We start from the raw sequence: 13,792 nt of genomic DNA, 5'->3' as shown, positions 1-13,792 counted from the left end.
TTGATTTTCAAATTGTAGGAATAGTGCCGCCATCGATAACGAATTCTGTTCCTGTCAGATATTTTGCCCTGGGAGAAACCAGGAAGCCAACCAGCTCAGCCACCTCTTCAGGCTCTGCGGGCCTTCCGAAGGGTATTCCTCCCAAAGCATCCATAACGCTTTGTTGCGCTTCTTCGATAGAACTATTGGCATTCCGGGCAATCCGTTCCAAAAATGTTTTTACATTATCTGTCCTGATCCATCCGGGAGAAACCGTCAACACCCGTACCCCTTTCGCAGCCACCTCTTTAGACAGTCCTTTGCTGTAGTTGATCAGCCCGGCCTTGGCGGCCGCATATGGTAGCGTTGCATCATGCAGGGGAAGACGCCCCTGGATAGAAGCAATGTGAATGATCACCCCATTTTGCTGTTCCAGCATTCCCGGTAGAAATGCCCTGTCCAGCCTTACTGGTGCCAATAAATTCGTTTGCAGCGCTTTTTCCCAGTCCTGACCGGTTAACACCGCAAAGCCACCGCCGGGGGTTTCCGACGCTCCCAGGTTGTTTACCAGGATGTCAATTTTTTTATGCGCAGACAAGACTTCATCCACCACTTTTTGCGTCCCTGATTCCGTACTCAAATCTGCGGGAATAAATTGCAGGCCCGTGGCCAGATCAGCAGGTGTGTTCCTCGCAGTCACGATCACCGTTGCGCCGGCATGCAGCAACCTTTCTGCAATAGCTTTTCCTGCTCCCTTTGTACCTCCGGATACCAGGGCTATTTTTCCCTGTAACTCATTGTTGTAATTCATACGTTCGTTTTAAAATGATACTGCGAAATTCAAACGTATGAGCAGCTTTAACAATAAGGGATGATCGAATTGCATAGGGCTAAATTTGTCCCATATTGCATTTAGAGGAACATAGGTTAATTTTATAGGATGCGCGAAAGAAAAATTCCTTTGAACCTGAATTGCGGTCTTGACCTGATCGGTGAGGTTTTGTATGGAAAATGGAAGATCCGGTTACTTTGGTTTATCAGCGAAGGGCATAAACGCCCAAGTGAATTGCACAGAAAAATCCCGGGCGCTTCACGGAGGGTCTTGACAGTACAGTTAAATGAACTTGAAGCGCACGACCTGATCAGGAAGAAAGTTTACGCGGTCGTTCCGCCCAAAGTGGAATATTCACTGACTGCTTTTGGAAAAACAATCATCCCGCTCATTGGAGCTTTGGGTAAATGGGCTGATGAAAACGAAACCAGGTTACGTGACCTTATCCTGAATAATGAAACAAAGTTGCCCGAAGCAAATCGGGACGGGTACTAATAGCAAGCAATAAAATTTCTTCAACACAAAAACCAAAATCATGAACAGCATTACAGTGAAAGATGGTACAGAAATCTATTACAAAGACTGGGGAAGCGGTCAACCCATCGTGTTTCACCACGGGTGGCCGCTGTCGGCAGACGACTGGGACACACAGATGTTGTTTTTCCTGAGCAAAGGTTACCGGGTCATTGCGCATGACCGGAGAGGTCATGGCCGCTCTTCGCAAACAGCTGATGGACACGACATGGATACTTATGCGGCAGATGTGGCAGAGCTGACAAAAGCACTTGACCTGAAAGACGCTATACATGTAGGCCACTCTACCGGGGGCGGTGAAGTGATCCGCTATGTAGCCAGGCATGGGAAAGGCCGGGTAGCAAAGGCCGTGCTCATCAGTGCTATTACGCCCTTAATGGTAAAAACAGCCGGCAACCCCGAAGGTGTGCCAAGGGAAGTATTTGACAATATCCGGGTGAACACAGCCACCAGGAGATCCGAATACTTCAAAGAGTTTACCATTCCTTTTTTTGGCTATAACCGGGAAGGATCAAAAGAATCGCAGGGTGTGCGGGACAATTGGTGGCGGCAGGGCATGATGGGTGCCATCAAAGCTCATTATGATTGTATCAAAGTATTTTCCGAAACCGATTTTAATGAAGACCTGAAAGCTGTTGATCTTCCTGTACTGGTAATGCATGGCGAAGATGATCAGATAGTTCCGTTTGAACTGACAGCCAGGAAAGCCGTCAAATTATTGAAGAATGGCAAACTCATATCTTACCCTGGTTTTCCACACGGAATGCCGGTAACAGAAGCAGAGACCATTAATAAAGATCTCCTGGCATTTATTCAATCCTGAAAATAATACATCACAACATTTGGGCAGGCAGCGCCTGCCCAAATGTTGTCAATAAGTATTCGATGAAAAGCAGGGAACAGGAAAAGATACTTTACGAACAATCAGTCACCCTGGGCTGCAAGGCTTTTGCACTGCAGCCTGCGTGAAAAAATCTGGAGAGCAGAAACTATTTAATTTTGTCAAATAAAACAGAAAGTGCTGCGAGAAAACTAGCTGAAGCAAACAGAGCGCTGCAAAAGATTAAATCACCACTCCCTCCCAGGTAATTCCTTTACTGCTTCACCACCTTTACCACCCGTTGTTCTTTCCCCTGCACAACATTAATAACATAGACCCCAGCAGGATACAACCCTCCCACCTGAATCACACTATTTGCAGCAACTGCCAGCTTCTCCTTCAATTTTCCATTTACATCAAACACCTGCACTGACATCGGCTCTTGATTATTACCCCGCAATTGTACCGTAAACATATTATTGCTCGGATTAGGCGATATCATCACTTCAAACAAATTGTCATTCCCTTTTTCTGAAGCTTCTTTTGCCACACCCACCTGGCTTGTTACACCTGCAGCATTCTTTTGCCCCGCACCATCGTCAACAATAAACACCTCAACGATATCCGTCTTCAACTTCACATGCTGCGGGTTGCTGAACAACACTTTAAAATATTCCTCGGCCTCTTTAACTCCATCCTTATATACTGGAATAACAATCTTGCCTGAAGAGCTGCCGGCTTTGATCTGCAACTTCCCGAATGTCGCTTCGTAATCCGCAGGCTGACCATTTACCTTCTTACTCAGGGCACTGCCGTCTATCGTGATAAATTCCACCATCACGTCTTTGTCACTTGTCCGGTTGAGTGTAACGGTAAGAACCGCCTGGGCAACAGCTTCCGGCACCCTCACGACCGGCAACAGCATTTCCGGCGTGATCATACAGGGATCATCATCAGTTTTACCGCTGCAGTTCTCATCTATTCCATTGCCACAGATCTCAACCGCTCCGGGGTAGATCGTATTGTTGTTATCATTACAGTCATCGTTGCTGGACACATATCCGGCAGGACAACTATACCCTTCGCTGGTTCTGGCTGCATCGCCATGCCCATCGCCGTCATTGTCCCGGTAACAGGTCAGCAGGTCTGCCGGCGTTAATCGCCACATGTCATTGGTACCCAATGGACCTTCATTGGAAGTATACCCCTGTCCGCCGAAAAACCACAATGCGCCCAGGTTATCTTTCCAGGTGGTTGCATAAGCCCTACCTCCGGGCTTTTCAACAGTTACACCATGTTGACCCAGGTAGTCGCCGAACACCTGCACTTCATTGTCTCCTTTAATCCAGGTCCAGATATTCGTAACCTTGTTATATTTCCAGAGATCGCTGAGAAAATTCCAACCTTGTCCCCCATCGTAAATAAATCCGCCATACAAAATGAGATCGCCATTCGCGTCCGTCCAGGTTAAAGCGCCGATTCTTCCTCCGGGAAAGTCCGCCGGGTCGGGCACATCAATTGTTCCGTACTCTGGATTCACAAAACGTTCACTGGTTCCCTTCACCCATGTCCAGAGATTGGTAGCAGGATCATAACACCACATGTCGTGCAGGAAATTAGCGAATCCAAGACCATCACCACCCATCAGCCAGAGCTTGCCGTCATTGTCGGTCCAGGTGGTACCGCCTTCCCGTGGTGGCGGATTGTTTGTTGTCGCAGCAACACCCATTGTTCCGAAAACACCGGGCACATCGAGGGTATTCGGGCCAGTCATCCAGGTCCAGTTGCCAGTTGTAATATCATATTTCCAAAGGTCACTGTAACTACCACCGCCGTGCATCCCACTATGATCCGTGCCGCCGAAGACCCATAAATTCCCTGCTGCATCAGACCATTTAGCCGTGTAACTTCTGCCACCCGGTGAATTGGCGGGATGCGGAACTCCACGCGTACCGAAAACCGGCGCGTTATTAATCCCGGTGCGCCCATCCATCCAGGTCCACAGCCCTGTAGTCGGATCGAAACGCCAGATATCATCCAGCTTTGCCCTGCCATAGTCTCCACTAGCTTCACCACCGAATAACCAGAATTTGCCTGACCTGTCTTTCCAGCTGGCCGCCTCTGCCCTTGCCCTGGGGAAGTTGGAAGCGGCAGGCACACCCATCACGCCGTAATCACCTTCGTCATTTGCCAGTTTACCTCCTCCCCTGAAAATCCAGTTGTTGGTAACAGGACTAAACACCCACAAGTCGTTCATGACACTGTACGAGCCATAAGTATTGAAATCGCCCCCACGGCCTCCCAATAACCATAAATTGCCATCAGTGTCTGTCCACCCGGAGGAACCCATTCTTGCACCCGGTGTATTCATAATATCAGCACTTCCATCAGTCAGGGAATAAGACAACAGGTTGGTCAGGAAATAACCATTCACCCATGTCCATTCACCGTTCGTCGGATCGAACATCATCAGGTCATTGATATCGCCGTTATATCCTTTCTGATCATAGCCGCTTCCGCTCATGATCCATAGTTTCCCATCGTTATCCGCCCAACCACAGGCTTCCATTCTTCCGCCCGGAACATTATCTTCATCACCATCCCACCTGATCCCGTAGTTACCCAACTGGTTGGTCAGGTTGCTTCCGCTGATCCAGGTCCATCGGTTGCTGACGCGATTGTATTTCCAGAGGTCATTCAGGTGCCCTGCTTCACCGGAACCCGTATGCCCAAAGCCACCAAAAAGCCAGAAATTCCCGTCATCATCTGTGATGGCTACCGCGTCTCTCCTGCTGCCGGGACGGGTGGTGGGACCCTCAATACCCCGCAGGCCATAGATTGCCAGTGATTCCACCGAATTGCCGCCCTTGATCCATGTCCACATGCCCGTACTGATATCATATCGCCATAAATCGTTCAGATATCCCTTTGTGCCACTGCCCGAACCATCGAATCCATATCCGCCCATCAACCACAAACTTTCACCATCTGTCCACGACATGGCGCTGCTCCTGGCCCCGGGTGTATTGGACGCTGCCGCCACGCCGAAGGATCCGTAGCTGCCGGCAGCATCAGTTGAGGCGGCCCCTTTCATCCATGTCCAGTTTTGCGTCTCAGGATCAAACATCCAGAGATCGTTGTACAGTTCACTCGGTGTTCCGGCTGCCGGATTCTCCGTATTACCGCCGAACAACCAGAGTTTCCCGGATGCATCCGTCCAGGTAGCAGCACCAAACCGCCCACCCGGCTCGTTGAGATTATGCGCTACCCCTCGTGTACCATAAACCGGAGTGACCAGCATGAAATGATAGGTATTCGGCACCCCTTTGACCCAGGTCCATTCGTTGGTTACCGGGTTGAATTTCCAGAGATCGTTCCGGGGCATATGCTTGTGACTTTCGAATTCGGCGCGTGACATGCCAAATCCACCATACAACCAGAAATTCCCATGATTGTCGGTCCAGGTTGCTGCCTTGTCCCTCGAAATCGGATTGTTGTCTGGACCAGGCACTCCCATCAGTCCGGTGAAGCCGATACCGTCCATGCGGTTGTCACCCTTCATCCAGGTCCAGTCGTCCGTGGCCTTATCATATTTCCAGAGGTCATTGAAGTAGATATGATAATTGAAATAAACCCGTGACCGACCACCCATGACCCATGGATTACCGGAAGCATCCCGCCATACCATGGCGCTTTTCCGCGACCCGGGCTGGTTGATGATATCGGGCACGCCCTTCGGCCCGAAATGCCTTGGGGCGATGGAATTGTAGGTCTCCCCTTTTTTGTAGATCCATTTGCTGCTGCTGGTAATTGTTTGGGATATGCCCATGGCGGTAACACTACAACAAAGTAGTGACAGGAATACTTTCCGGAACATGACGATTCATTTTGAAGGTTGTCAACTGTTCAGCCGGTCATCCGAAAAGTACTCAGCATTTTCACTTTTACTACCTACATGAATGTGTAGGAAAGGTGGTAGTTGGGTAGATTTCCGCAGCAAGGAATTAAAACACAAATACATAAAAACAATCATGCGTTTGGCTTGTTGATGGAATTTTGTGCACTGAAGCAAATCATCATCCATCACCAAAATCGCTTCCATGAACGAGATCACTTCAAAATTCAACAAGCTGCTCGACAATGCGTCAGCCTATGGCAAAATGGATCACGAGCCAGATTCCAGCAAAGAAGTACAACTGAACACACCCGACAAAACCCTCCCCTTTTCCGACCAGATCGGCAACTACCAGCGGAGCAAGGGCATCCCCCCGAACAACTACAAAAACAGCAAGGTCTATATCGTGGGCAGCGGCATCGCCGGCATGTCCGCCGCCTATTATTTTATCCGCGATGGCCATATCCCGGGAGAAAACATCCTGTTCCTCGACCAGCTGCATATCGAAGGCGGCTCCCTCGATGGAGCCGGGAATCCGAAAGACGGCTATATCGTACGAGGCGGACGTGAAATGGATTTCACTTATGAAAACCTGTGGGACCTGTTCCAGGATATACCCGCCATGGAACTTCCTGCACCCTATAGCGTACTGGATGAGTACCGGCTGGTGAATGATAACGATCCCAATTTTTCCAAATCAAGATTGCTTCACAAACAGGGACAGGTAAAGGACTTCAGCCAGTTCGGCCTCACCAAAAAAGACCAGCTGGACATTATCAAATTGTTGCTGAAGAAAAAAGAAGACCTCGACGATCACACCATCGAAAACTATTTTGGCGAATCTTTTCTCAACAGCAACTTCTGGTTTCTCTGGCGTACCATGTTTGCCTTTGAGAACTGGCACAGTCTTCTCGAACTGAAACTCTATATGCACCGCTTCCTGCATGCCATTGACGGCATGAAGGACTTCTCCTGCCTGGTATTCCCCAAATACAACCAGTATGATAATTTCGTGGTTCCCCTCCGCAATTACCTGCAAAGCAAGGGCGTAAAGATTGACCTCAATACACTGGTCAAAGACCTGGGCCTGCACAGCAATACCGACGGCAAAATGGTGCAATCCATCATCATTGAAAAAGATGGAAAGGAAACATCGATCCCTATAGCCAAAGGTGATTTTGTCATTGTGACCACCGGCTCCATGACAGAGGATACGTTTTATGGCAACAATACTACGGCGCCGGTCATTGCTATCGACAACAGCAACAGCGGACAAAGCTCCGGCTGGAAGCTCTGGAAAAATCTCGCAGCCAAATCGCCCATCTTCGGAAGGCCGGAAAAGTTTTGCAGCAATATTGAGAAATCCGGATGGGAATCGGCTACCCTTACCTGTAAACCGTCAGCTTTTGTAGAAAAACTGAAAGCGCTGTCGGTGAATGATCCCTATTCCGGAAAAACGGTTACCGGTGGCATCATCACCATCACGGATTCCAACTGGTTGATGAGCTTCACCTGCAACCGGCAGCCGCATTTCCCCACGCAGCCTGATGACATCCTCGTAGTCTGGGTATATGCCCTGTATATGGACAAGGAAGGCAACCATGTCAAAAAGCCCATGCCGCTCTGTACGGGCAATGAGATTCTTGCAGAATTGTGTTATCACCTGGGCATCATTGATCAGCTGGATAATGTGATCGCCAACACCATTGTCCGTTCTTCCTACCTGCCCTATATCACGTCGATGTTCATGCCCAGGGCCAAGGGCGACCGCCCAAGGGTGGTGCCCGAAGGTTGCAAAAACCTGGGACTTGTAGGTCAATTTGTAGAAACCAACAATGATGTGGTGTTTACGATGGAAAGTTCGGTAAGAACAGGCCGTATTGCGGTATATGAACTGCTGAACATCAACAAGCAGGTGCCCGATATCAACCCGCTGCAATATGATATCCGCCATCTGCTGAAAGCAACGAAATCGCTGAACGACAACAAACCCTTTCCCGGTGAAGGACTATTAAGGAGATTGCTGAAGGGTTCCTATTATGAACATATACTTCCGCCCAAAAGCGATACCGGTGAAGAACACGAATCTTTCCTGATGGAACAGTTTGGCAAGTTGCAGCACTGGATTAAAAATTTGTAACCCCTGAAGGCAACCGGCGCTTACTGGAACAGGTTCCGTACGCGCTGCCAGAATGTTGGACGGCTGATGTAAATGCCACCTATGCTACCGCATAGTTCCTGATTGTATACTGGCGCGCTGACAGTCGCCTGATTTGAGCAGACAGCATCGAGACGAATTTCCAGGTACGCATTGGTTTCCGGCAGGGAATGGCTGCAAGGGCTGAATCCCACTGCGGAGATTTCCAGTGTCTGGCAAAACGGAATTTTATCCATTGGAATCTTCAGGGCAAATCTACCGCTGCTGTCAGCCATGGCACTAAGCGTTGTACCCGTTATGCGGACAAGCGAGTAAGGAACACCTTGTCCCTTATCATCCATGATTTGTCCGCCTATGATCCTTGTTGTATCGCCCGGTGATGCTGCCGGTCGGACAAACGGTTGTGCCTCGGATGCCCTGAGGGCCGGTTTTCCCGACACCAGTTGCGGCAAACCCGCTGCCAGCAGTATTCCCCAGAAATATCCGGAAATGCGCCTGCCAAAAGAACTGCCAGAAACATTCGGAATTAAAGGTGTATTCAACTGATCATCCCGGAGGCGCCCGCAGACCTGCCCCTTCACTTTTTTGAAATGATTCAACAACTCCTCATCAGACAGGGAGGTAAAGTCAGTCACTATCTTATTGCATTGGACACAGAAACGGCCATCATCAACAGGATGCATATCGCTCCAGGACTGGCTACAGGGCTTCGGTATGCTCAACTTCATGAACAAGGTTTTTAATCAGATGCCTTTCCGGAGAAAATTACACAATTCATTTGTTTCGGAGCAATAATCTTAACATTGCCTGATATGACTCCAAATGCCGATATGATTGCACTGAAGAAAAGACTTTCCCGGTTCTGCCGGGAGACTATTGAAAGCAGGATCGCCACTGCGCGGCAGGCGATGGACAGTGCCCAGGAAGCAGCCAATGCAGAAGAAAAAAGTTCTGCAGGAGATAAATATGAAACCGCCAGGGCAATGGGGCAACTCAACAAGGAGATGTTCGCGCGGCAGCTGGCAGGTCACTTGAAAGAATTAAGTGAGTTCAACAGCCTGAACACTGATGCAGTTCACCAAATTGTCACGCCAGGTGCCTTGCTGCAATGCAGTGGCGCACTTTTCTTTTTTCTGAGTGCCGGTCTGGGCAAACAAACGGTCGATGGCCAGCCTATCCTGTTTCTTTCGCCACACGCACCATTGGCAAAAACAATAATCAATAAAAAACCAGGGGATCAATTGACCTTCAATGGTCGTGTGATGACCATCGAATCAATCTGTTAACGGCAACCGACTGCTTATCCTGAAACAAATAGCCTGCATTTTCTTTTTTCCGGCGACGGCGAGCGTCAGGAAGGACAATACTTTTTACTTATGCAGCATATGCCAAAATAAACCCAATAATCGCCGGTAATGCCTGGGTAAAAAAGATCCGGCGGGAGGCGCTGACGGCACCATATACACCGGCCACAATAATGCAACCAAGGAAAAACAGTGCCACCTTTCGTTGCCACAACGGATCATCAATCAGCAGGCTCCATACCAGGCCTGCCACCAGGAACCCGTTGTACAGGCCCTGGTTCGCCGCGAGCACCCGGGTGGGACGAAACATCTCATCGGGTAATGCTCCCCGGAAAACTTTCCTGCCGACAGTTTCCCAGGCAAACATTTCCATATAAAGAATAAACAGGTGTTCCAGTGCGATCAGGGCCACCATAATTTTCGCGAAGTAGGCTATCATGCATTGCGCTTTTATCCATGTAAGATATTGCGAAATCCTCGTGAAAAAGTCCCCATCGGATAAGCCTACCCTACAAAAAAAGGACAAACCGAAATTTCCTGTTTGTCCCTTCAATATAGCAAGGCACCTTGCTGCCCCAGCGGAATCGTCAACGATAGGGCACCACATGGCTGTCTGCTATTTACAGGTGCGACTTGTCAGATGCATTCTCAAACACCGCAATGGTTGCCGGGATGATCAGAAACATCGCACAATAATATATAATCAAAAGGCGTGCCTCCCGATAAGGCCTGTAAACACTGATGTTGCCGGGCAGCCAGTGGAAAAATTACACAGCCTGCCTTAATAAATCCCCCGCAGGATTACTGGTTTACCTGCCCAGGCGGTCGCATGCTTTACCAGTTCCGGTGAACCAATGATCAGTGGCGAACGCTGATGAATGCTTTGAGGAAGCACATCCAGCAGATCCATCCTTCCATCTGTTGCTGCCCCGCCCGCCTGCTCCACCAGGTACGCCAGCGGACGGCATTCATACAATAGACGCAATTTTCCTTTTGGATAATGATCCGTGTCGGGATAAAGATATACGCCGCCTTTCAGGAGATTGCGGTGAAAATCAGCTACCAGCGAGCCGGCATACCTGGCATTGAAACGCCGTTCCCGACAGTACTGAATAAACTGTTGAATACCCGGCTGAAAATTATCGGCCAGGCTTTCGTTGACAGAATAATAAGCCGGGTCTTCCGGGATCCGGATATCGGGATGCGACAGAAAGAACTCCCCCAATGACGGTTCATAGGTAAACCCCTGTACGCCATTGCCCATACTGAAGACAAACATCGTAGAAACGCCGTAAAGGATATATCCTGCTGCAACCTGCTGACGACCATCCTGCAACAGATCAGCCGCTGCAGGATCCATGTTTTCGGATGTGCCGCGCCGGTAGATGGAAAAGATCGTCCCGATTGGCAGGTTCACATCTATGTTACCCGAACCATCCAGCGGATCCATCGCGACAACATAAGCACCCACGCGGTTCAAAATTTCAGGCTCCGGCGCTTCTTCCGAAACCAGTGCGCAAACCTCGCCGCCTTTCAACAGCGCGCGGCTGAAACGGATATGCGCCAGCATATCGAGTGTCTTTTGCTGTTCGCCGCCGGCATTTTCCAGGCCATTCAGGCCATTGATGTCTACCAGTCCTGCCTTATTGACTTCCCGCCTAACGACTTTAGACGCCAGTGCGATATCAAGCAGTACCTGCTGTAGTCCCCCGGCAAAATTGCCCGTCCCGGTGACACTCTTCTTCAGGAAACGGTCAAGCGTACTACCGATAGGCAGCGCAATTCTGGATTGTTCCATGGTTACATATTTGGGGGCCGGTTTAACTGATACGCTTCAGCTTAATGGCATTGTCAGGCAACGGTTTCGTATTCCAATGGTCATGAATGGCCATCGCCGTGCCCATGGCTGTACCTTGTAGCATGGAGGCGGCCATCACTTCTTTGTCGGGTAATGCAGCGCCCAGGAGACGCATAAACCACTCGTTACGGCCAAAACCGCCATCCACCAGGATGCGTTGGATCCGGACATTACCCAGCACCTGGCGGGTACTGATCACCTGCTGTGCAATGATATCCTGCAGGAGGCAGCGATAGGCAGCAGTAACATCGGAAAACGAGGATAAATCACGACTGCCAAAAACACTCGGCTGTACACCACCGTTATAGTAATATTGCTGCCGCTCACTTTCACCGGATGTTTCGCCGGGCTGGTATGGCAGCTGCTGGTAAAAGGCCGCATCCACCAGGAAATGAGCCGCAATCCGTTTCACCTGCTGGTCATGATCATTACCGGCAAACAACATGGAAGCCTTTACCGGATCCCCCTTATACGACAGGTAGCTTAAACAGCCCTGCGCCAGTTCCTGTGCATTGGGCAATTCAGGATTAAATGGATTCAGGCTGATCGACCAGGTACCCGTGGAAATAACGGTGAAGGGATCACTGAACTGCCGCAGGTAAGGCACCAGTGCAGCTGAACTGTCGTGCAGGCCACGGCCAACCTGTACCGAAACGCCATCAACCGCCACAACACTTACTTCACTGCCACTGGTCACCCGCGCGAGTTTATGCAGTATCCTTTCCGCCTGCAGCCAGGGGTGATATTGTTTCTTCCTGAAATCCCATAACCCGGAATGACAACCAAGGTTCGTGAGTTCCGCATAGTTTTCTCCCGTCAGCAGATAACTGAGGTATTGCGGAAAGTGCAGGGTGCGGCTGATCTGTGCAAACAGTTCCGGCCGCCGGTGCTTCAGCCAGTACAACTGCAGGCCGGTATTGAGATGGCCGGTAAATGGTGTTGCGGTGGAAGTGCCGATCTGTTCAGCCCCGCCGTAGGTAGCCAGGAATTGCTCCAGGAGCTCCGCGGGATAATCTTTCAGGTAATTGTACAACGGTGTAACCCGTTTCCCCTGCTGATCGACATGCACCAGCGAGGCACCATAGGTAGAAAAATTCACTGCTTTCAACCGGAATGCAGAGGAGTGGATCAGCCGGCGCATGCTTTCCTTCACCCAGTTTCCGATCGCCGCTATATCATCACAGGAAAATCCATCTTCATCTGCAGTCTCTGCAAACTGGCTGCTCTCTTCCAGAACAGGTTCATAGTCTTCATTAAAAACCAGCAGTTTTTTGTTCGTTTTCCCGATATCAAAAACCGCCACTACATTCTCCACGGCACGCATATCAATTGTTGTTTAACGAATTTCCGTAACCTACCAATACTACCGATAAAATAATAGCAGCAACACCCACCAGGATATTCCTCCTGGTTGTATTGCTCACGCCCTTCCATTCGCCCATCACAAATCCCCAGATATTCGCTACAAGGATAATAAAAGCCATGTGCAGGATCCAGGAACTGGCGCCGTTGCCGAGTTTGCTTTCCCCCATCCCGTAAAACAGGTATTGCATGAACCAGGTGATGCCTGCCAGCGCAGCAAACAGGTAGTTGTTCAGCAGGGGCGTTTTCTTATCGGTATAATCCCGGAAACTTTTGTTCTTAAAATGCAGGAACAGACACCAGGCAAGATTACTGGTCAGTCCGCCCCAGAGCAGCACTACATAGATCACGTTGTTCTGAAAAAGAAAATTGATGGTCGCTTCCGGGTGTTGCGCTTTCCAGGCAGCATTGGCAGCCTGCGCCATCGGGGCACCGGCTTCTATGCCATAGTTGAAACATGCACTGAGTATGCCGGAAACGATACATACGACCAGGCCTTTTGTCAGGTTGAACTCTTTTACACTTTCCTTCTTCTTTTCTTCGGGCAACTCCTTTTCTTTCAGAAAACCTGCTTTTCCGCAATAATAAATTCCGATCAGACAAACGAGCACCCCGGCGAGTACGGTTCTGCCCCAGCCGGTCTGCAGGAGTTCAAGAAATCCGGTCTTTCCGGCAACCGGGGCGAAATCATAATAAATCGCCGGTGCCAGCGCGCCAAACGCAGAGGTGAAACCAAGCAGTACAGAATTACCGAGCGACATTCCCAGGTAGCGCATCCCCAGGCCATACATGAGTCCGCCGACACCCCACAGCATGCCCCATATAAAGGTCCAGCAAAACGTGGAGGAGGATGTTTCACTGATGATCTTGCCGAAATCCGGGATCGTTAACCATGCCATCAATGGTGGCATAATCAGCCACGAGAAAAGTCCGCCGGTCAGCCAATAGGTTTCCCAGCTCCAGGACCGCACTTTCCGGAAGGGGATATAAAAACTCCCGGAAGCGAAGCCGCCGATAAAATGATAGATAACACCAAATATTGCTTGCATA

11 protein-coding genes are annotated in these 13,792 nt (G+C 49.7%); 4 read left to right on the top strand and 7 right to left on the bottom strand.

Annotated elements, in window-relative coordinates; genetic code table 11:
• Window positions 1–7: 7 nt before the first annotated feature.
• The gene (locus FPE01S_RS10870; RefSeq protein WP_046369040.1) at window positions 8–790 is read right to left on the bottom strand and encodes an SDR family oxidoreductase; all 783 of its coding nucleotides are present in this window, start codon (window positions 788–790) and stop codon (window positions 8–10) included.
• A gap of 129 nt (window positions 791–919) precedes the next feature.
• Between FPE01S_RS10870 and FPE01S_RS10865 the strand changes: the two genes are divergently transcribed.
• Complete coding sequence (locus FPE01S_RS10865) at window positions 920–1,306, top strand: winged helix-turn-helix transcriptional regulator (RefSeq protein WP_046369039.1); 387 nt, start codon at window positions 920–922, stop codon at window positions 1,304–1,306.
• Between the two features lie 40 nt (window positions 1,307–1,346).
• On the top strand, window positions 1,347–2,168 hold the full coding sequence (locus FPE01S_RS10860) for an alpha/beta fold hydrolase (protein WP_046369038.1): 822 nt from the start codon (window positions 1,347–1,349) through the stop codon (window positions 2,166–2,168).
• 271 nt (window positions 2,169–2,439) lie between these two features.
• Here the strand turns inward: FPE01S_RS10860 and FPE01S_RS24845 are convergent, their stop codons facing one another.
• On the bottom strand, window positions 2,440–6,042 hold the full coding sequence (locus FPE01S_RS24845; RefSeq protein WP_083990233.1) for a Kelch repeat-containing protein: 3,603 nt from the start codon (window positions 6,040–6,042) through the stop codon (window positions 2,440–2,442).
• A 223-nt stretch (window positions 6,043–6,265) separates the two neighbouring features.
• Here FPE01S_RS24845 and FPE01S_RS10845 point away from each other — a divergent pair, with 223 nt between their 5' ends.
• On the top strand, window positions 6,266–8,200 hold the full coding sequence (locus FPE01S_RS10845) for an oleate hydratase (protein WP_046369036.1): 1,935 nt from the start codon (window positions 6,266–6,268) through the stop codon (window positions 8,198–8,200).
• A gap of 20 nt (window positions 8,201–8,220) precedes the next feature.
• Here FPE01S_RS10845 and FPE01S_RS10840 read toward each other — a convergent pair whose 3' ends face one another.
• Window positions 8,221–8,946, bottom strand: coding sequence for a peptidase associated/transthyretin-like domain-containing protein (locus tag FPE01S_RS10840; protein ID WP_046369035.1), 726 nt, complete (start codon window positions 8,944–8,946; stop codon window positions 8,221–8,223).
• An 84-nt stretch (window positions 8,947–9,030) separates the two neighbouring features.
• Here FPE01S_RS10840 and FPE01S_RS10835 point away from each other — a divergent pair, with 84 nt between their 5' ends.
• On the top strand, window positions 9,031–9,504 hold the full coding sequence (locus tag FPE01S_RS10835) for a hypothetical protein (RefSeq protein ID WP_046369034.1): 474 nt from the start codon (window positions 9,031–9,033) through the stop codon (window positions 9,502–9,504).
• 88 nt (window positions 9,505–9,592) lie between these two features.
• Here the strand turns inward: FPE01S_RS10835 and FPE01S_RS10830 are convergent, their stop codons facing one another.
• From FPE01S_RS10830 to rhaT, 4 genes are all read right to left on the bottom strand, one after another.
• Window positions 9,593–9,961, bottom strand: coding sequence for a DUF1304 domain-containing protein (locus tag FPE01S_RS10830; RefSeq protein ID WP_046369033.1), 369 nt, complete (start codon window positions 9,959–9,961; stop codon window positions 9,593–9,595).
• Window positions 9,962–10,303: 342 nt separating this feature from the next.
• Window positions 10,304–11,320, bottom strand: coding sequence for a class 1 fructose-bisphosphatase (gene fbp, locus FPE01S_RS10820; RefSeq protein ID WP_046369031.1), 1,017 nt, complete (start codon window positions 11,318–11,320; stop codon window positions 10,304–10,306).
• 22 nt (window positions 11,321–11,342) lie between these two features.
• A complete protein-coding gene (locus FPE01S_RS10815) occupies window positions 11,343–12,704 on the bottom strand; it encodes an FGGY-family carbohydrate kinase (RefSeq protein ID WP_046369030.1) in 1,362 nt (453 codons plus the stop codon).
• 1 nt (window position 12,705) lies between these two features.
• A complete protein-coding gene (gene rhaT, locus FPE01S_RS10810) occupies window positions 12,706–13,791 on the bottom strand; it encodes an L-rhamnose/proton symporter RhaT (RefSeq protein WP_046369029.1) in 1,086 nt (361 codons plus the stop codon).
• Window position 13,792 lies beyond the last annotated feature (1 nt).

The organism is Flavihumibacter petaseus NBRC 106054, from assembly GCF_000974785.1.
Taxonomy (GTDB): Bacteria; Bacteroidota; Bacteroidia; order Chitinophagales; family Chitinophagaceae; genus Flavihumibacter; species Flavihumibacter petaseus.
This window is presented reverse-complemented; position numbering and strand designations above follow the sequence as displayed.